Raw genomic sequence first — 18,128 nt, 5'->3', positions numbered from 1 at the left:
TGAGAAACGCAGGATAATTTATCGCCCTCGCAAAGGATCGGCGACCAATGGATACATTGCCCGTCAACATACCCGGTTTTGTCTGGGCGTATCGCTTCTCACCGGATGAAAAAACGGCGGTGCGGCTGAACAACAGCGCGACGGTGGCGGACCTGACCGCCGACAACTGTTTCTACTGGCTGCACCTCAACCTCGTCGACGCCCGTGTGCCGGCCCTGCTCGAGACGCTCGAAGGACTGACGGAGGAGGCGAAATCGGCGTTGACGACGCATGACACGCATGCGGCCCTGACCGTCGACGAGCAGATGCTCTACGGCACGCTCGTCGACTGCCAGCGCGATTTCGCCCAGGACACCAACAATCTCGGCTGGCTGCATTTCGCCATGTCCGACCGCTTCATCATCACCACAAGGCTGCAGCCGCTGCGCAGCGTCGAGCGGGCGCGCACGCTGATAGAGAAGAATCCGGGCAAATTCTCGCGGCCGGTCGATCTCTTCGAACTGCTGGTAATCGAATTCCAGCGCACGCTGATCGCAATCGTCATCGAGCTCACCGAAGAGCTGAACCAGATCGAGGATATCGTCTACGACAACGCCCCCCGCGACGAGCGCCGGCGGCTGGCGCCGGTTCGACGAACCGTGGTGCGGCTGCACCGGCATCTGCGCACAGTGCTGGCGCTGATGCGCCGCGCGGCCGCAGCCGACGAAGACGAGATGCCCTTCGGTTTCGACGATGTGGCGCGGCGGCTGACGAGCCGGCTGGAAACGGTCGACCACGATGTCTATGCCCTGCAGGACCGGGCCCGCCTGCTGCACGAAGAAATCGATTCGAAACAATCCTCCGAGACTAACCGCCACCTCTATCTGCTGTCGATCATGACGGCCTTCCTGCTGCCGCCGACGCTGGTGACGGGTTTCTTCGGCATGAACACCGCCAACCTGCCGTTTGCCGTCGGCGACTACGGCACGGAATATGCCTTCATCCTGATCATCGGCTCAATCGCCTTCGCCTGGTGGCTGCTGCGGCGGGTGAATATTCTTTGAGGGTGAGAGTTCGACGTGACTGTGGGGACGCGCAGTCGCTTCCATACCATCAAACGCCGCGGTACTTGCCACAGAGCTCACCCAACACTCCTTCATCCTCGGGCTTGACCCGCGGATAAACGTAGGCCTCCTCCATCAGCACTGGGGATGGATCCTCGGCTCAAGGCGAGGATGACGGAGGGTGGGTTATCCGCCGCCGACGCAGCGGCGTTGCCCCTATCGCATCATGCGGGAGGCGGCCACCGTCAGCTTTGCGACGCTTCGGCAATCTAATTTCTGGCCTCGGCGATGGCGGACAATGTCAGCGATCGATGCGCGGGTGATGAGCTGGTTCATGCCACCACCCGCCCGGAACGGTTCTTGCACGGTTACTAATATGTTCACCGTGGGGAGGCCTAATGTCATGAAGTGGCACACACCTGGAGAATTCAGCCCTCTGATGCTCGTTGTAGACGGGCCGGAAAAATACATACTTGTCGCGAGCCTTTGGGATGCGGCGCAGCTGCTGACGGCTTGCTGGCCACTCGACGACGGCGAAGAATATCTTACAGCGGTGAAGGCTTGCCGAGATGCCATCCACGGGGACCTTCCGGCTGAGGACGCGCGAGAAGCGCTGATCAGTGCTGCCAAGGAAGCAGGCATTCCGGTGATTACCGTCGTTCACTGAGTTCGCAGCCGGCTATGAAATCCGTTCACGGGCTCCTTCATGCCGCCGCCCGATCGCTCCGCTCCGCACGTTTGGCCCGTCCCCTCTCCCGTTTCCGGGAGAAGGTTAGGTGAGGGGCAGCATTCGGGGCCTATCGATACGGCGAATAGCACTGCTGGCGTGGGCCGTTATAGGGCTGGAACGTATTGTCGTAGGCGCGATAGGAACGGTAGCGGTTCGCACACCAGGCGACGTGAGACGAACCCATGCGCGGTGCGGGCGCAACGTAGCGCGGCTGGGCGGCGATGGCGCCGCCGATGACCGCGCCGGCGCCGAAGGCGGCGAGCGGGTACCAGTAGCCGTTATAACGGCGATAGCCGGGGCGGTAATAGGAATAACCGCGATAGCCGCCATACCAACCGGGTCGGTAGTAGGCGCCGGGGCGATAGCCGGGCCGGTAATAATCACGACGATAGGGCCGCCGATAATAATCGCGGTAATAGTACTGGACATTCTCGACAGCCGAGGATTTTTCAACCTTCGGCGCGGCCGGCATCTGTATTGCCTGTGACGGCACGAAGCTCGTCAGCACGACGGCAACGGCCAGAACCGCGGTCGCCATCTTGTTTCTCAGCCCGATCATTTCTCTCTCCCATTCAACGGCGATCACCGCCTGCCCTGCAACGTATGGGGGCGCGAATGGTTCCAAAAGCGGCCGGGACCGGCTGCTTTTGAATGAGCGGAACTGAACCGTGGCTAAACGGCAGCGGTCAGGCAACGGCGGAGATTTTCGCCTTGTCGCCCTGCAGGCGGTTCACCATGAAGTTCGAGTACCATTCGAGGAACTGCATGACGCCGCCTTCGTGCAGGCCGGAATAGGGGCCGGGCTCATAGGCGGGCGAGTGGATGCCGAAGGCATTTTCCTCGACGATCCGGCGGTCCTGGTCGTTGGTCTCGGTCCAGACGTGGGTCAGTTCCTCGAGATTGTAATCAACGCCCTCGACGGCGTCCTTGTGGACCAGCCACTTGGTCGTCACCGCCGTCTCGTTGGCGCTGAGCGGCAGCACCCGGAAGGAGATGGCATGGTCGCCGAGCAGATGGTTCCAGGTCGTCGGGTAGTGGAAAAGCAGCATGGTGCCGATATGGCTAATCGAGATGTCGTCGGCGATCCGTCGCTGGACGGCGGGCTTGCCCGACATGGTGTAGCTCTCGGCATCCTCGATCAACGGCATGCGGGCGGTGCGGAACTGACCGTCCGGCGAAATCTGGAACTTGCTCGGCAGGCCGGCGGCCTCGCAGCGCGCCCAATGACCGGCAATCTCCGGATCGTCGGCGCCGCCATCCGTGCCGGTGACGCTCGGCGCCTCGGGATAGGTGCGGCAGAGTTCCGGGTGATTGGCGGCGCAGTGGTAGCACTCGCGGTTGTTTTCCCAGACGAGCTTCCAGTTGCCCTTCTCGATGATCGTGCTCTGGAAAGCGACCTTGGTCTCGCCTATCCGGTGCGGCGCCATATAGGGCTCGATCTTGTCGCGCACCGGCTTGAAATCCGGGGCGGCGTCTGCGAGGCAGATAAAAATGTAGCCTGCGACGCTTTCGCAATGAACGGGCTTCAGGTTGAAGCCCGTTTTGTCGAAATCGTCGCCCATGTGACGGGCAAAGGCCAGTTTGCCGTCGAGATCGTAAGTCCACTGATGATAGGGGCAGACGAGGCGCACGGAAGAGCCATGCTCCTTCGTGCAGACGCGCGAGCCGCGATGGCGACAGCTGTTGTGGAAAGCGCGGATGACATTGTCTCGGCCGCGGACGATGACGACCGGATAGCTGCCGATCTGGACGGTGAAATAGGCACCCGCCTTCGGCAGTTCGCAATCATGGCCGATGAACAGCCAGTCGCGATAGTAGATCATCTCCATGTCGAGCTTGAAATAATCCTCGTCGATATAGAACGGCTGTTCGAGGCTGAAGCCCTCACGGCGGTTCTTGAGCTGACGTAAAACGTTGCTGCGAATATCCATCTTCGTGTCCTCGTGCACCCGGCTGCCGCCTTCAAGCGGAAAGCTATGGAAGCGCGCCTGCTTCCTTCTCCGGCGGGAGAATTGTTCATGGCGCCATTTAATCACCTGGCATTCCTGCCGCTTGGTTGTAATGCGACATCGGCTTCGAAATTGACGACAGCATGCTGCAAGGCCTCAGGCAGCCCTCGCCGTCAATCCAATCGTCCGACTCTGCGGCAATTATCGTCAATTGCGACATTGCGTAAAGACCGGATCGGCAAAGAGGGAAGCCCTCGGATGTCGACGATTGTCGCATTTACGACATCGACGGTGTCCGCCCGATGCACCAGCCGCTTCTTAACACCGCGTTAAGCATACAATCCTATCCTGCTGTCGATCCGAGACCGACGAAGCACGTAAACCATGGCCAGACTCCGCTATTTCGACGCGAAAGAAGTAATCCGGCCGCAGGAGCGGCAGCTGGTCGCTGCGCACTCCGAATTCCTGCGGACCGGCCGCATCCCGCGTGAGCGGCGGCACTGGCTGGCAGAGGAAAAGCGCTATCTCACCCATGACGAGGTCGCCGCGAAGACCGGGCGCAAGCTGCAGGTGGCCGGCGAGAAAACGCATCAGCACATCAACGGCTTCCACCACTCGATCCAGTTTCCGAAGATGATCTTTCACCGGACGCTGCAGGACAGCCCGCATCTCGGCTATTGCCACGTCACCGCCTCACGGACGAAATTCGCCCGCTACGAAGAGGTGAGCTGGGCCTTCTATATCGCCAATTTCTATTCCGACATCGGCGACAACGACAACTTCTTCGAACGTATCGATGTCGGCTATTCGCGCATGTATTTCGCCGTCGCGATCAAACCGGGGGAGGATTCGTCTGAAAAGATGGCCATCGACCGCTCGGTGCGCGGCAACGGGCTGCTCTTCCGCACCCACGATCCCCAGGCGGCGATCCGAAACATTCTGCTGCTCGGCGCCGGCAACGAACAGCTGCGCGAAATCATCCGCCAACTCTGAACCCTGTCGAACCGGATTCAACAACGCGATTGATCGTAAGCAGCGGAAAGCCTAATGACTGCCGGAACGAAATACCGGGCAGCACATGGCACGCACCATCAATATAGAGGCAAACAAGCAGGCGGCGCTCGAGGCTGCCTGCGCCGCTCTTTCCGATGGCTTTGCCATCGCCATGCCGACGGAGACCGTCTACGGCCTTGCGGCTGATGCCACCAATCCGGCAGCCATCACCCGCATCTACGAGACAAAGGGCCGGCCACGCTTCAACCCGCTGATCTGCCATATGGCCGACCTTGAGATGGCCGAACGCCACGCCGAGTTCGACCCCGTGTCGCGAGCACTCGCCGAAGCCTTCTGGCCCGGCCCGCTGACGCTGGTACTGCCGCTGAAGGCTGAAAGCCGGGTCCACGCGCTGGCGACCGCCGGTCTCGACAGCGTCGGGGTTCGCGTGCCCAAGGGCTTCGCCGGCACGCTGATCGGCGCCTTCGGGCGGCCGCTCGCAGCTCCGAGCGCCAATACATCAGGCGCCATCAGCGCGACGAGTGCGGCCCATGTCGAAGCCGATCTCGGGACGAGAATCCCGCTGATCCTCGATGCCGGGCCGAGCGCCGTCGGCGTCGAATCGACCATCGTCAAGGCCGAGGGCGGCCGGCTGCGGCTGCTTCGGCCCGGCGGGCTGGCGGCACGCGAGATCGAGCGCGTCGCGGGCAAGCCGCTGCTGCGCGCAAAAAAGGCATCGGCGGCAATCGAGGCGCCGGGCATGCTCGCCTCGCATTATGCGCCGGGCGCGAGCGTTCGCCTCAATGTTACGGCGGTGGAACCCGGCGAAGCGCTGATCGCCTTCGGCGGTGCGGCGGTCGAAGGCGCACGGGCGGCACGCATCGTCCTCGACCTCAGCCCGCGCGGGGACCTGGCGGAAGCGGCGGCCAATCTTTTCGACTATATGAAGCGGGCCGACGCCAGCGGGGTTTCGAGCATTGCCTTTGCGCCGATTCCGGACGACGGGCTCGGCGAAGCCATCAACGACCGCCTGCAAAGAGCTGCCGCCCCGCGCGACTGAAAAATCCGATAGAGCAACAGAGGATCGACCTGATGAGCAGCCATGGCATTTCCCCCGATCTTCTCGACCGCTTCGCCGCAATCGTCGGCGAGAAATACGCCCTGCGCGGCGAGGCCGATCTGGCGCCGCGCCTGATCGAAAACCGCGGGCTCTATCACGGCTCCTCCCCTCTCCTCTTGAAGCCCGGTTCGGTCGAGGAGGTGTCCGAGATCATGAAGCTTGCGACCGAGACCGGAACGGCGATCGTGCCGCAGACCGGAAATACCGGTCTCGTCGGCGGCCAGACGCCGCGCACGGGCCAGGCCGACATTATCCTCTCGCTCGAACGCATGACGAGGATCCGCGACGTCGACCCGGTGGCGAACGTGCTGATCGCCGATGGCGGCGCGATCCTTGCCGATGTGCAGAAGGCGGCCGAGGCGCATGGACGGCTCTTTCCGCTGTCGCTCGGCTCGGAAGGCTCCTGCCGCATCGGCGGCAATCTCTCCACCAATGCCGGCGGCACGGCCGTGCTTGCCTACGGCAATATGCGCCAGCTCTGCCTCGGCCTCGAAGTGGTGTTGCCAACCGGCGAGATCTGGGATGGCTTGCGCCAGCTGAAGAAGGACAATACCGGCTACGATCTGCGCGATCTCTTCATCGGCGCGGAAGGCACTCTCGGCATCATCACCGGCGCGGTGCTGAAGCTGTTTCCCCAGCCGCTCGGCCATCAGGTGGCGTTTGCCGGCCTGCATTCGGTCGAGGATGCGCTCGCCCTCTTCAACCTTGCCGCCAGCCTCTGCGGCACCTCGCTCACCGGTTTCGAACTGATGCCGCGCTTCGGGGTCGAGATCACCACGCGCCATATCGACGGTGTGCGCGATCCGCTGGAAGCAGCCTACCCCTGGTACGTGCTGATCGACATCTCGACGTCGGATTCGGCCGAAACCGCGGAGCGGATGATGAATGGCGTGCTGGAGCAGGGCTTCGAGGCCGGGCTGGTGCAGGACGCCGCGATCGCCGCCTCCGTTGCCCAGCAAAAGGCGATCTGGCATATGCGCGAGAGCATGTCGGACGCGCAGAAGCCGGAAGGCGGTTCGATCAAACACGACGTGTCCGTGCCGGTGTCGAAGATCCCGCATTTCATGGCCGAGGCGGAGAAAGCGGTGATGGCGGCCATGCCGGGCGCGCGCATCTGCGCCTTCGGCCACATGGGCGACGGCAATATCCATTACAATATTTCCCAGCCGATCGGCGCCGACAAGGCCGCCTTCATCGCCCGCTGGCGCGAAATGAACCATATCGTGCATGGGCTGGTGCTCGCTCATGGCGGCTCGATCTCGGCCGAACACGGCATCGGCCAGCTGAAGCGCGACGAACTGGCGGCAATCCGTCCGGCGATCGAAATCGAGCTGATGCGCCGCATCAAGCGCGCCTTCGACCCGGCTGGTATCATGAACCCGGGAAAGGTCGTCAGCCTCGAGATATGAGGTTTGCCCCTCATCCGCCTGCCGGCACCTTCTCCCCGCACGCGGGGCGAAGGGGATATGCCGCGGCCTCTCCGTCTCCCGCCAACCTCATCGCAGGGCACGTCCCCTCGCCCCGTTTACGGGGAGAGGGTTAGGGTGAGGGGCAGCCGTCCGCACCAGTGGCCGTTTTGGCTTGAGCCTACTGATCGTGGGAAACTCGGAGCAATTCCCCGTTGCTCGAACCACCTCAAGCCTGCCGTATTAGCCGCCGCCGGTCAGGATCTGCAAGGCAGGCGACTGCTGAGTGCTGTTCTGGACGTCGTACATCGCGGTGAAGCGGCGCAGCAGCTTGTCGACCTTTTTCGGATCCTGGAGATCCTCGAGCTTGACGAAGCGATTGATGAGATCGGCCTGTTTGGCGACGTCCATGCCCGATATCTGTGACGGCAGGCTGTAGGCCGTCGTGATGACCTGATAGAGCGCCCTGTCGCCGAGAATCGAATAGATCGAGGTGATGCTGGAGGCCTTGCGGCTGAAATAGAGCGCCAGACGCACGCCGTCATTGCTTTCGCCCTGCTGGGTTTCCAGCGTCTGCTGCAGGTAAAGCTCCTGCGTTTGTTCCTCGGCCGCCTTGTTCTGGATGGTGCCGATCTTCGCGCGGGTCAGATTGCCGTCCTTGTCGAAGTTGAAGGCGGCGACGATATCCTTGAAGCGCGCGTCCGCCGTGGCGTTGAGATAGCTCTTCTTGTCGTCGGGATCGGAGGTGAAGATCTTCTTCAGGGTCGCCTTGTCGTAATCCTTCGGGTCGAGATTGTTCGCCTTCAGCACCAGATCGGTCAGGCGGCTGTCATCGAGGAAATCGTCGAGCGACTTCACCTTCGCCATGGTCTTGGCGAAGTAATCGACCTCTGCCGTCGCGTCCTTCGCAGCCTTGTCCTTCACAGGGCCGTCCTTCAGCAGCATGGTCATATGTGCCTTGTAGTCGGTGGCGTATTTGGCCATGGTCGCGTCGGGCAGCGCCTGAAAGGGCGACGCCGCCTTGCCGTCGGGGCCGAAATTGAAGGCGCGCGCGAGGTTGGTGATGCGTTCGTCCTTCAGCGAGGCAATATAGCCGTCCGGATCATAGGCATCGCTCGTCAGGATCTTGCGCATCATCGAGCGCGACACCTCCTGGTCAGTCAGGCCGAAGGCCTGCAGCGCCACATGAAAGGGATCCGGCAGATTGTCGTTGCTCTTGGTGAAGTCGGCGGCGGCATTGGTGCGCAGAAAATCGTTGACGCTGTTGATCTCCGAGAAATCGAGCAGGCCGCTGCTGTCGGCCATCATGCGCTTGTAGTTGGAGGCGACCTCGGCAATCGCCTCCTCGCGCTCGTCGTCATAGCGGGCGGCATAATTGTCGTTGGTGGCCTGCGCCTGAGCGGCGGTCTGGATCGAGCTGACTGCCGGAAGCGATCCGTCGGCGGCGAAGTTAAAATCGGCATTGAGATCGGCGTAGCCGGCTGCGGCAGCCGCCGTTGCATCGGTGAGGATGCTCTTCAGATCGGCATCCGAGATATCGAACGGCAGATTGTAGGTGCTCTTCAGGAAATTGGTGATGGCGGGATCGGCGATGAGATCGTCGACATTGGAGATTGTCCCCATCCTGGCGGAATAGTCGTTGGTGCGCGCTGTGGCTGCAATTTTGATGTTGGTGATCTGACCGTCCGTTTGTGCCGCCATTCCGTCCTCGAGCGTGCCGTCCGCCTTGAAATTAAAGGCGGCTGCAACGTCGGCATAGGTGCCGGTGCCGCTCTGGTCGGTTAGGATAGTGCGAAGAGCGAGGTCGGTGACGGTCGACGGAATGCCGAAGGCGTTGCGGACGAAATTGTTCAGCTTCTGATCGGCCAGCAACTGATCGACGTCGGATATACCGGCGATGGTCGCCTGGTAGTAGACGGCCGCGTCATCGGCCTTGCTGTCAGTGCTCGCGCTTTGCGCGGCCGTCTGCGAGGCATAAAGGGTCGCGACCGACCCGTCCGTCTCGAAATTGAAGAGAGCGTGGACGTCGCTGTAGCCCTGGGCGCTGGCGGCCGCGGGATCAACGAGGAACGTCCTCAACGTCGCATCCGAGACGCTGTCTGCGATCTGCATGCTGGTTCTGATATAGCTGACCGCGACGGGATCGGACATGATGTCGTCGACATTGGTGACATTGCCGATCATGCCATTGAAGTGCGTCGCATTCGCCGCCGACTTGTCGGTGGTCGACTTGCGCTGCGCGTCGGTCTGGATCACCGAACCGTTGATCGAGCCATCCGCATTGAAGTTGAAGTCGGCATTGGGGCCGGCCTTCCCCTGGGCGGCGGCATAGGCCGGATCTGTGAGAATGGACTTCAGCTCGGCATTGCTGAAATTCACGCCGAGGCCATAAGCATCCTTGATGTAGCGCGCCAGCACGCTGTCGGCGAGCAGGTCGTCGACATTGGTGATGCTGCTCGATTGCGAGGTCACGGTATAGTAGTTGCCGGTGCTCGCCGCGGCGTCCTTCAGCTTGTTCGACTGGGCAATCGTCTGGGCGCGCGCCGTGGTCGAGATCGTCCCGTCTGCCTTGAAATTGAAGGCATTATAGACATCGGTGAAGCCCATCAGCTGGGCATAGCCGGGATCGGTCAGCACCGTTCGCAGCGCTGCCGCGGTGAAATCGGCCCCCATGCTGTAGGCTGTCTTGATGTAGGAGGTCAGCCGGCTGTCGGCGACCAGCTCGTCGACATTGGTGATCGTGCCGATCTTGGCGGTGTAGTAGGCCTTGTTGTAGTCGGCCGCCGTCTTGCCGACATAGTAGACGTCGGAGCCGACCGCATTGTCGATGATGACCGATTGGGAATTCAGCGTATATGTCTCGATGACCGAAGCCTTCTGCGACGCCGTCTGCGCCGTGCCGGTGACGGTACCATCGGCATTGAAGCTGAACTGGGCGGCAAGCGCCTTGTACTTGTCGCCACCCTGCGTATTGACGAAGCTTGAGGGATCGCTGAGATCGCTCGTCAGCACCTGCCGCAGAAAATCCTTCGACGCATAGGTGGGATCGATTTTGAATGTCTTCAGCACATAGGTGCGCAGGCGCGTGTTGTTGACCAGGTCGTCGACGGTCATCACGCTGTCGATATTGTTGCTGTAATAGGTGCTCTCGGTAGCCGCAGCCTTGTCGGCATCGACGAAGGACTGCTTGTAGAGACCGATGAGTTCGTCCTCCTGCGCGTCCGTCTGCACATCCTTCTCAGGCGCATTGAAATTGAAGGCGGCGGCAAATTCGCGGTAGCGCGTATCGGAGAGCTTGTTGGCGTAGCTGTCGGGGTCGGTCAGATCGCTCTCGAGCACCTTCTTCATGAAGGCCTTGGCATAGGTCATGTCCTCCAGACCATAGGCCTTCATCGCATAGCTGTAGAGCCGGTAGTCGCCGAGGAAGTCGTCGACGTCTTTGACCTTGTTGATATTGTCGGCGTAGTATTGGGCGTCCTTCTTGACCGTCGCCTGCGACGCAACCTTGTTGAGGCTCGACGTCATGTCCTTCGACAGGATCGTGTAAGCGAGGGAGGCCGTGATCATGAAAAGCGCCCTTTTCGGCAAAATCTCTAAAAAAACGACGAACTGCTGGTAAGCCCATTTTGCCACGCAAAACTTACCCGAGACTTACCTTTGGATTGCGTCATTTCAGGACGACAGGCCATTCACCTTCCGGAAACCCTGCCGGATTCGGTTTTGATAACCATCAGGGGAGGCAAAGTTTTCTTAACCGCAATTTTTAAGCTGTACGGAAGGGGGGCCGCCTATTGTCGGACATAGAGGACGAAAAGTCCCGAGGAGAAGACCGCAAACCGGCTCTCAGGTAAGACAAGGGTAGAATGACATGAACAATCCCGTTTTGAAGCCCGCTTGGGCTGGCACGACGCTGCGTCTCGATCCGTCCCGCTTTCCGCAGCAGGTCAGCTACGCCATCCATGATCGTTCGGATGACGTCAGCATCACGATAGACGAACGCGGCGCGGTGCTGCGTAAAGTCCTTCCCTCCAGCGGCCTGCCGCTCTCGATTGCCCTGCCGAAGCGCGTCTTCAAGGGTGTCGCCGCCCGCGCCATCGACCATGGCGACGGCGAGGTAACCGTCACGCTCGAACTTCACCACGCCGATCCCGAGCTCTGCATTCCCCTGCTCGTGGCCCATGATCTCAGCGATATTGCCGCCGACTGGCGCAGCTGGTCCGAAGCTTTCCGAATTCCGATGCTGATGGTCGAGGCCGACGGCGTCGCGCGGCCGCTCGAAGATCATATCGGCGCGCTGCGCACCGGCGACCTCAAGCCGCGCCGCCGCCATTCCTACTTCGCCAATCGCCGTCCGCGCTTCCTCGTGCGCCGCACCACCGGGCGGCTGGGCGTCGCGATGAAGATCGAAGGCAAGGAAATCATCGCCCGCACATGAACGACATCGCGCCAGTTCCGTTTCGGCCCTGTCGCTTCGCAACCGTTTTAAAACCCGGCGCCCGCGCCGGGTTTTACGGTTTCATACTTTGTCTCGTTCAGGGAATGGCGAAGAGCAATGAAAAGAACAGCCCGAAGAAGATGACGAGGCCGACGCGATTGTTCGACTGGAAGAGCGCCAGGCATTGGGCGGGATCGTTGATATCGAGCCGGACGATCTGCCAGGCGAACATGCCTGCCGCACCGAACAAGGCCAGAAAGGCGACGATATTGGCGCCGGCGAGCGCGAAGGCCGCAAACATCAGCACCAGCGTCAGCCCATAAAGGCCGATCAGCCATGTCCGCGTGTTGTCGCCGAAGAGGCGCGCGGTGGAGCGGACGCCGATCAGTTCGTCATCCTCCTTGTCCTGATGCGCATAGATGGTGTCGTAACCGATTGTCCAGGCGACGGAGGCGGCATAGAGCAGGATGGCGGCGAAGGAGAGGCCGCCCAATATGCCGGCCCAGCCCATCAGCGCACCCCATGAGAAGGCAAGGCCGAGAAAGAATTGCGGCCAGTCGGTGAAGCGTTTGGCATAGGGATAAAGCGCGACGATGCCAAGCGAGAGCAGGCCCAGGAAGACCGTGAACCAATTGAACTGCAAGAGCACGAAGAGGCCGACCAGCGCCTGCAGGCCGATGAAGATCTTGGCGTGGGCGCGCGTGACGCGGCCGGAGGGAAGCGGGCGCGAACGGGTGCGCGCCACCTGCGTGTCGATCTCGTGGTCGACGAGATCATTATAGGTGCAGCCGGCGCCGCGCATGGCGACGGCGCCAATGAAATAGAGGAAAAGGTGGGAGACCAGCAGACTGCCGGAATAGAGCCCTTCGCCAATCGCCGCATTGGCGGCAAGGGTGGCCGACCAGAAACATGGCCACATCAGAAGTTGCCAGCCGATCGGCCGGTCCCAGCGCGCGAGCTGGGCGTAGGGCCAGAGCCATGGCGGCAGGATCCGGTAGACCCAGTTGTCGGACGGCGCATCGGAGACGCGATCGTTGAAGTCGTCGGTATGTTCCATGCCGCTCATCTAGCGGCGGGCCGGCGATCCGGTCAAGAAGCGATCGCCGCGCGCCGCTCGAAGCATTGCGCGGCGCCGTCGCTCATTGCAGCGAGAAATTGAACTTGTAGGTCGCCGAGACCCCGATCAGCAGCTGGTTCTTCGAGCCGCGCTCACGCACCAGGCTGCTGTCGGCGGCGGGGCCGGCAAGCCGCTTATATTCGAGGAAGGAGCTTGCCGAGAGGTTTTCCGTCGCCTTCCAGGTCAGGGCCGCGCCGGCGCCGTAGGACTGAATGCCCGACGAGGGCCTGTAAGGATCGAGGCCGCTTGCCGCCGCCCGCTTGGCGTTGACGCCATAATAGGCGTCGTAATAGCCGCTTGTCGCAAATGTCGCGCGCGGGCCGCCCGACAGTTGCAGGTCGGGCGCGATATCGGTGAAGGCATCGACGGCGAGATCGGCGACGACGCCGTCATGCGAGCGAATGCCCTGGCGAACTTCCGCGCGGGCGCGCAGGAAATCAGTCGGATAGACCTCGACGAAACCGCCGGCTTCCGCCCCCCACTTGACCTTTTTCATGCCCTTCAGCTCGTGACCGTCGCCCTCGTCGCGGGAAGGCACGAACTTGCCGACGATGCCGGCGCGGAAAGCGCCCTTATCGATGAGGGCGAAGGCGGGATTGTCGTTGCGCGAGGAAAAGCGCGGACCGGCGCCCTGCCGTCCGACCGAAATCAGCGGGCTGAACTTGAATTCATTATGCGAGGCGCCCTCGAATTTCGGCGCGGAAAAGCCGGCGACACCGACGCTCAGATACCAGTCGCCCGACCAGAAGTGCTGGCGGCTTTCCTGCGCGACGGCCGAAATTGTGGATGAAAAGGCAATAAGCAAAGCAATCGATACGACTGATCGATGAAACACGTCCGCACTCCAGAAAACGCAAAAACACAGCCGCGGAGAGCGGCGATGGCTACATTTATCGTGAGGTCGTTACGCCAATGTTAACCACGGTGAAACTCATGGAAGTCATGCCGTGCGGCCGACGCCGGCAATTAATTGTCGCCCTATCTCTGGTTCCATCGGCGGATGATCCGTTCGGTCAGGTCGTGCTCATAGCCGAGCACGCTGATGCTGGCGGTATCGAGCACGAAATGCGCGCCGCCTTGCGGCGGCAGGCCGAGCCAGCGGGCGGCCAGCACGCGCAGGAAATGCGAGCTGGAAAAGATTAGGACGGTGCCCGCCATTTCACGCAGGCCGTCAATGACGGCGTCGGCGCGGGCGCCGACATCGGCAGCCGTTTCGCCGTTCGGGCAACCGTCGCGAAAAAGCTGCCAGCCGGGGCGCTCCGCCAGGATCGCCTTGGTGGTGACGCCTTCATAAGCGCCGTAGTCCCATTCGGCGAGATCGTCTCGGATGAGAGCTTCCGATCCAAAGCCGGCGAGCGTGCAGGTCTTGCGGGCGCGCGCGGAAGGGCTCGACCAGACGGCGGAAAAGGAGAGCCCGGAAAGCAGTTCCGTAAGTTTGCGCGCAGCGGCTTCGCCGTTCGCGGTCAAGGGAATATCACTGCGTCCGGTATGGCGCCCGGACAGGCTCCATTCGGTTTCGCCGTGGCGGACCAGGTAAATCTCCGGAAACGCACTGCTCATCCGCATGCCCCCTTTCATCACAAACGGCGCCGCCGGATCAGAACGTCACCTTTTCCAGTGGTGCCCGCCTCGCCTCGAATTCCCTCAGCTTGGCTTCGTTTTCCGCGATATAATTGCGGTTGTCGGGAACGGTGAACTGGTTCTTGGCGATTTGGATCTGCAGGATGAACAGCTCATCCCAGCGGAACCCCATTTCGGATCCGGCCAGATAAAATTCCCACATGCGGAAGAATTGCTCGTCGTAAAGTGCCACGGCTTCTGCCTTGCGCGCCACGAAACGCTCGCGCCAATGGCGCAGTGTATAGGCATAGTGCATCGGCAGGATTTCGACATCCCTGACCAGGAGCCCGGCCTTTTCAAGCGGCGCCACGACCTCGCCGACCGAGGGAATATAGCCGCCGGGGAAGATATATTTCTCGATGAAGGCGTTGGTGCCGAAGCTCGGCTTCGGGCGGCCGATCGAATGCAGCACCATGACGCCGTTGTCGTCGAGCAGATCCGACACCTTGCGGAAGAAAGTGCCGTAATTGCCGATGCCGACGTGCTCGAACATGCCGACCGAGACGATGCGGTCGAACTTCCGGCCGTTCATGCTGCGATAGTCCTGCAGCTCGAAACGCACACGGTCGGAAAGACCGCGTTTTTCGGCGCGGGCGCGGGAGACCTTCAGCTGCTCTTCGCTGAGCGTGATGCCGGTGAAGTCGGCTCCCTCCGTCGCCTCGGTCAGATACATGCCCATGCCGCCCCAGCCGGAACCGATCTCCAGGATGCGCTGGTTGGGGGCAAGCAGAAGCTTGGCGGCGATATGACGCTTCTTGGCAAGCTGCGCCTCGTCGAGACCGATGCCCGGCGGCTCGAAATAGGCGCAGGAATATTGCCAGTCCTCATCCAGGAAAAGATCGAAGAGCTTTGCGGAGAGATCGTAATGATGGGCGACATTGTGCTTGTTGCGATTGACCGGCACGCGGCTCTTCAGCTGCTGCCAGGCAATGCGGCCGACAAGCAGCGCCGCCATCTTGAAATCGAAGATCTCGTTGGTGGTGTTCTGCTTCACCAGCGACAGGAAATCGTAGATGTTGCCCTGTTCAAGAATGAACCGGCCTTGCATGTACATTTCGCCGAGCTTCATCGTCGGATCGCGCCGGATGGCGTCCTCGGCCTCCTGATCGGCAAGGCGGGCGACAACGGTTTCACCGCTGCCGTCGCCGATCATGTGGGTCTTGCCGTTCGCAAGGGTAAGTCTCAATGAACCCTTGCGGATGATTTGCTGGACGATCGATAAGAATGCTGACGCCATGGACGCCTCGCAAATGTGACAGGATGGTCACATCAACTTAATCGCTCTCTTTCGCCTTACAAGCGCCTGAGTTAGCAGACGTGAAATAACGCTGCCAAACTGTGGCATTTTTGCCAAAATATTGGCTAAACCCTTATTTTCGCTTCATGGCTTCGGCCAGTGCCGCGCCGAAAGCACCCTGGCTCTCGGGTTTCGGAGCCGCCGGCCGGCGCTCGTTCTGCGGCCGGGCACCCTGATTCCCGCGAGAATCACCACGCGGCTGAGGCGCCGAAGAACCGTCGTCGCGGCGCATGGAGAGACCGATGCGCTTGCGCTTGGCATCGACTTCCACAACCCGTACCTTGACGACATCGCCGGCCTTTACGACCTCGTGCGGATCCTTGACGAAGCGATCGGCAAGCTGCGACACATGCACCAGACCATCCTGGTGCACGCCGATATCGACGAAGGCGCCGAAGGCGGCGACATTGGTCACCGTGCCTTCGAGCACCATGCCTGGCTTCAGGTCGGAAATTTCGTTGACGCCCTCGGCGAAGGTCGCTGTCTTGAAGCTCGGGCGCGGGTCGCGGCCGGGCTTTTCCAGCTCGGCGATGATATCGCGAACCGTCGGCAGACCGAATTTCTCATCGATGAACTGGCGCGGGTCGATCGATTTCAAGACGGCGCTGTCGCCCATCAGCGCGCGCAGGTCGCGGCCGCAGGCGGCGACAATCTTCTTGGCGACGCCGTAGGCCTCGGGGTGGACGGAGGAGGCGTCGAGCGGCTCCTTGCCGTTCGGGATGCGCAGAAAGCCGGCGCATTGTTCGAAGGTGCGGCCGCCAAGGCGCGCGACCTTCAGAAGATCGCGGCGCGTCTCGAAACGGCCCTCGCTGTCGCGATGGCGGACGATCGCCTCGGCAATCGACGGGCCGAGGCCGGAGACGCGGGAGAGCAGCGGCGCCGACGCCGTGTTGAGATCGACGCCGACGGCGTTCACCGCGTCTTCGACAACGGCATCGAGCGAACGCGACAGCTTCTGCTGGTCGACATCGTGCTGATACTGACCGACGCCGATCGACTTCGGCTCGATCTTGACGAGTTCGGCGAGCGGATCCTGCAGGCGGCGCGCAATGGAGACGGCGCCGCGCAGCGACACGTCGAGATCGGGAAATTCGGCCGCACCTGTTGCCGAGGCGGAATAGACCGAAGCACCCGCTTCCGAGACGATGACCTTGGTCGGCTTCGGCGCCGGCAACTCGGCCAGCATGTCGGCCACCAGCTTTTCCGTTTCGCGGCTGCCGGTGCCGTTGCCGATCGAGATCAGCTCGACATTGTGCTTGCGGATCAGCGATGCGAGCTCGATCTGGGCGCCGCGCACGTCATTCCTCGGCTGGAAGGGATAGACGGTCGAGGTCGCCACCACCTTGCCGGTGCCGTCGACGACGGCGACCTTGACGCCGGTGCGGATGCCGGGATCGAGGCCCATCGTCGCGCGCGAGCCGGCGGGCGCGGCCAAGAGCAGGTCCTTGAGATTGCGGGCGAAGACATGGATCGCCTCCTCTTCTGCCCTTTCACGCAGCTCGCGCATCAGGTCGAGCGACAGCGACATGGAAAGCTTGACGCGCCAGGTCCAGCTCGCGACCTCCATCAGCCAGCGGTCGCCAGGACGGCTGGCGCCGATCTCGTAAGCCGCCGCAATCATGCGCTCGACCGGCTTGTTCGGCGATGCGGTCTCGGCGTCGGCCTCGATCGTCAGCGTCAGTACCTCCTCGTTCCAGCCGCGCAGCATGGCGAGCGCCCGATGGCCGGGTGCAGTCGCCCAGCGTTCGGAATGGTCGAAGTAATCGGAAAACTTCTCGCCCGTCGCCTGTTTGCCGTCGACGACCCTGGCCTTCAGCAGCGATGCCTGACGCATATGGGCGCGCAACTTGCCGAGCAGGTCGGCGTTTTCGGCAATGCCTTCGGCGATGATGTCCCGCGCCCCTTCGAGCGCCGTCTTCACGTCGGCCACGTCTGCGGTGACGAAGCCCTCGGCCAGAACCGCCGGCTCGCTTGCGCGCTCGGCCAGGATCGCTTCGGCAAGCGGGCCGAGGCCCCGTTCGCGGGCGATTTCGGCCCGCGTGCGCCGCTTCGGCTTGTAGGGCAGATAGAGATCCTCGAGCTCGGCCTTGGTCTGGGCGCCGGCAACCTTCACCATCAGCTCTTCGGTCATCTTGCCCTGGCCGGTGATCGATTCGACGATCGCGTCACGCCGAGCTTCGAGTTCGCGCAGATAGACCAGCCGTTCGGCGAGATTGCGCAGCTGCGTGTCATCGAGCCCACCGGTCACCTCTTTTCGGTAGCGGGCGATGAAGGGCACGGTGGCGCCCTCGTCAAGCAGCTCGATGGCGGCCTTGGCCTGGTCAGGCCGGGCGTTGATTTCGGCCGAGATGCGGGCTGCGAGAAAACGGAGGTCAGCGGCCATGGGATTTCCTGTGTCGACGAAAGTTGCGGGACCAT

The 18,128-nt window shown here is 61.9% G+C and carries 14 protein-coding genes; 6 read left to right on the top strand and 8 right to left on the bottom strand.

Annotated elements, in window-relative coordinates:
- Positions 1 to 47 precede the first annotated feature (47 nt).
- Both GA0061105_RS18505 and GA0061105_RS18500 read left to right on the top strand, forming a co-directional pair.
- On the top strand, positions 48 to 1,043 hold the full coding sequence (locus GA0061105_RS18505) for a transporter (RefSeq protein ID WP_064694036.1): 996 nt from the start codon (positions 48 to 50) through the stop codon (positions 1,041 to 1,043).
- A gap of 403 nt (positions 1,044 to 1,446) precedes the next feature.
- Positions 1,447 to 1,710, top strand: a complete 264-nt coding sequence (locus GA0061105_RS18500) for a DUF982 domain-containing protein (RefSeq protein ID WP_092752259.1) — start codon at positions 1,447 to 1,449, stop codon at positions 1,708 to 1,710.
- 130 nt (positions 1,711 to 1,840) lie between these two features.
- Here GA0061105_RS18500 and GA0061105_RS18495 read toward each other — a convergent pair whose 3' ends face one another.
- Both GA0061105_RS18495 and GA0061105_RS18490 read right to left on the bottom strand, forming a co-directional pair.
- Positions 1,841 to 2,332 (bottom strand): BA14K family protein, encoded by a 492-nt coding sequence (locus GA0061105_RS18495; RefSeq protein WP_092752042.1) that lies wholly within the window; start codon positions 2,330 to 2,332, stop codon positions 1,841 to 1,843.
- 127 nt (positions 2,333 to 2,459) lie between these two features.
- Positions 2,460 to 3,704, bottom strand: coding sequence for an aromatic ring-hydroxylating oxygenase subunit alpha (locus GA0061105_RS18490; RefSeq protein WP_064694184.1), 1,245 nt, complete (start codon positions 3,702 to 3,704; stop codon positions 2,460 to 2,462).
- Between the two features lie 402 nt (positions 3,705 to 4,106).
- On the opposite strand from GA0061105_RS18490, the gene GA0061105_RS18485 reads away from it, so the two are divergent.
- From GA0061105_RS18485 to GA0061105_RS18475, 3 genes are all read left to right on the top strand, one after another.
- Positions 4,107 to 4,715: a DUF6656 family protein gene (locus GA0061105_RS18485; RefSeq protein WP_092752040.1), complete on the top strand. Its 609-nt coding sequence runs from the start codon at positions 4,107 to 4,109 to the stop codon at positions 4,713 to 4,715.
- A gap of 85 nt (positions 4,716 to 4,800) precedes the next feature.
- Positions 4,801 to 5,775 carry an L-threonylcarbamoyladenylate synthase gene (locus GA0061105_RS18480; protein ID WP_092752039.1) on the top strand — a complete coding sequence of 325 codons (975 nt, stop codon included), beginning with the start codon at positions 4,801 to 4,803 and terminating at the stop codon, positions 5,773 to 5,775.
- Between the two features lie 32 nt (positions 5,776 to 5,807).
- Positions 5,808 to 7,244, top strand: a complete 1,437-nt coding sequence (locus GA0061105_RS18475; RefSeq protein WP_092752037.1) for an FAD-binding oxidoreductase — start codon at positions 5,808 to 5,810, stop codon at positions 7,242 to 7,244.
- A gap of 240 nt (positions 7,245 to 7,484) precedes the next feature.
- Here the strand turns inward: GA0061105_RS18475 and GA0061105_RS18470 are convergent, their stop codons facing one another.
- Positions 7,485 to 10,808, bottom strand: coding sequence for a DUF1217 domain-containing protein (locus GA0061105_RS18470; protein WP_092752035.1), 3,324 nt, complete (start codon positions 10,806 to 10,808; stop codon positions 7,485 to 7,487).
- Between the two features lie 301 nt (positions 10,809 to 11,109).
- On the opposite strand from GA0061105_RS18470, the gene GA0061105_RS18465 reads away from it, so the two are divergent.
- Positions 11,110 to 11,676, top strand: a complete 567-nt coding sequence (locus GA0061105_RS18465) for a DUF6101 family protein (RefSeq protein ID WP_064694029.1) — start codon at positions 11,110 to 11,112, stop codon at positions 11,674 to 11,676.
- 97 nt (positions 11,677 to 11,773) lie between these two features.
- Here the strand turns inward: GA0061105_RS18465 and ubiA are convergent, their stop codons facing one another.
- The 5 genes from ubiA to GA0061105_RS18440 form a co-directional block, all read right to left on the bottom strand.
- Positions 11,774 to 12,733, bottom strand: coding sequence for a 4-hydroxybenzoate octaprenyltransferase (gene ubiA / locus GA0061105_RS18460; protein WP_092752257.1), 960 nt, complete (start codon positions 12,731 to 12,733; stop codon positions 11,774 to 11,776).
- Positions 12,734 to 12,815: 82 nt separating this feature from the next.
- A complete protein-coding gene (locus GA0061105_RS18455; protein ID WP_092752033.1) occupies positions 12,816 to 13,628 on the bottom strand; it encodes a MipA/OmpV family protein in 813 nt (270 codons plus the stop codon).
- Between the two features lie 143 nt (positions 13,629 to 13,771).
- Positions 13,772 to 14,353 (bottom strand): histidine phosphatase family protein, encoded by a 582-nt coding sequence (locus GA0061105_RS18450; protein WP_092752255.1) that lies wholly within the window; start codon positions 14,351 to 14,353, stop codon positions 13,772 to 13,774.
- A gap of 37 nt (positions 14,354 to 14,390) precedes the next feature.
- Entirely contained in the window at positions 14,391 to 15,650 is a 1,260-nt protein-coding gene (locus GA0061105_RS18445) for a cyclopropane fatty acid synthase (protein ID WP_092752031.1), read from the bottom strand.
- A gap of 133 nt (positions 15,651 to 15,783) precedes the next feature.
- Complete coding sequence (locus tag GA0061105_RS18440) at positions 15,784 to 18,093, bottom strand: Tex family protein (protein ID WP_092752029.1); 2,310 nt, start codon at positions 18,091 to 18,093, stop codon at positions 15,784 to 15,786.
- Positions 18,094 to 18,128 lie beyond the last annotated feature (35 nt).

This window comes from Rhizobium aethiopicum (assembly GCF_900094625.1).
Taxonomy (GTDB): domain Bacteria; phylum Pseudomonadota; class Alphaproteobacteria; order Rhizobiales; family Rhizobiaceae; genus Rhizobium; species Rhizobium aethiopicum.
The sequence above is the reverse complement of the archived record's forward strand: the minus strand, read 5'-3'. Positions and strand labels throughout refer to the sequence as shown.